Origin of the sequence: Methylobacterium tarhaniae (assembly GCF_001043955.1) — a bacterium.
Lineage (GTDB): Bacteria > Pseudomonadota > Alphaproteobacteria > Rhizobiales > Beijerinckiaceae > Methylobacterium > Methylobacterium tarhaniae.
The window spans coordinates 1-1,137 of record NZ_LABZ01000371.1 but is presented as its reverse complement, the minus strand read 5'-3'; the positions used below and the strand labels follow the sequence as shown (position 1 = coordinate 1,137).

Annotated in this window: 1 protein-coding gene; it reads right to left on the bottom strand. The window is 64.4% G+C overall.

The window, feature by feature from the left end:
* Nucleotides 1-213: 213 nt before the first annotated feature.
* Entirely contained in the window at nucleotides 214-672 is a 459-nt protein-coding gene (locus VQ03_RS34880) for a transposase (protein ID WP_167376149.1), read from the bottom strand.
* Between the last annotated feature and the right edge of the window lie 465 nt (nucleotides 673-1,137).

Sequence of the window (1,137 nt, the reverse complement as noted above, 5' to 3'; positions counted from 1 at the left end):
GCCCCGGCCGCTCCCGCCGCCCCGCCACGCCGGCAGGAGGCCTCGCCCGGCCCCGACCTGCTGCCGCCGGGCGAGATCCCGGAGGATTGACGCGAGCCGAGGTTTCGGGATCCCGAGACGATTCCACCGGCGGATGTGGGCGAGGATCCGGGATGCCGAGTGTCATGCTCGGCCGTGCTCGGCCCGCGCTAGATGGAAACAGGCTCTACGGGCTCAATACCAACGGCCCCGGAGTTTGACCTGTGCCCAATGACGCGAGGTGATGGACGCGACGAGGTCTGGATCGTTGGCAAAGAAGTTCCAAGCGTCGCAGCAGGCGTTGACGATCTGCCGGTCGTCGCGGAACACCCGATTGGCGAGCGTGTTCTGGCGCAGGGACTGCCAGACCAGTTCCATCGGGTTCAACTCGGGAGACGATGCCGGCAGATGCAGCAACGTGATGGTGTCCGGCACCACCAGGCCGCGCGGGCGGCGTGTCTTGGCTGTGCCGTGATAGCCGGCGCCGTCCAGAACCAGGATCGCGTGCGCGCCCTCGGCGACCTGCTGGCTGATCTCGGCCAGATGCAGCGACATCATCGCGGTGTTGACCGTCGGCAGCACCAAGCGACTGGAGATCGATCTCGACGACGTCGACGACATCATCGCCGCCCCGCAGGCGATTAAGTTCGCCAAGTTCATCCTCCTTGAGGATTTTTACTGCTTATCGGCCGGTACGCAGCGATCGTTTGCGTCTTCGCTCAAGGATTTCCATGAGAAATCGCCGTCCTGCTTCATCGTTGTCGGTGTTTGGCGGGAGCAGAGCCGAATCATCTACTGCAATCCGGGCCGAACTTCTCGCGGAACTCGGGATCGAGTGAACGTTCCTCAGAACGCAGGGTGCCGTGACCCAACGCGCTTGGAGTTGTCAACGCGGGGTGAGACGGTGGATCCGTGACCGTTCCGGAAGGGGCCGCGAGCCCCGATCCCGCGTCGCCGACCACTCCGCCGGATGGCATTTCGGGCGGGGTTTTGGCGCGTTTCTCGTCCCCATAACTGTCCCCGTATATTTCGGGGAAGGGGGCGGTCTATCGCTCCACAGAGAGGGAGGGATGGTGGGCCCGGCAGGACTCGAACCTGCAACCAGACCGTTATGAGCGG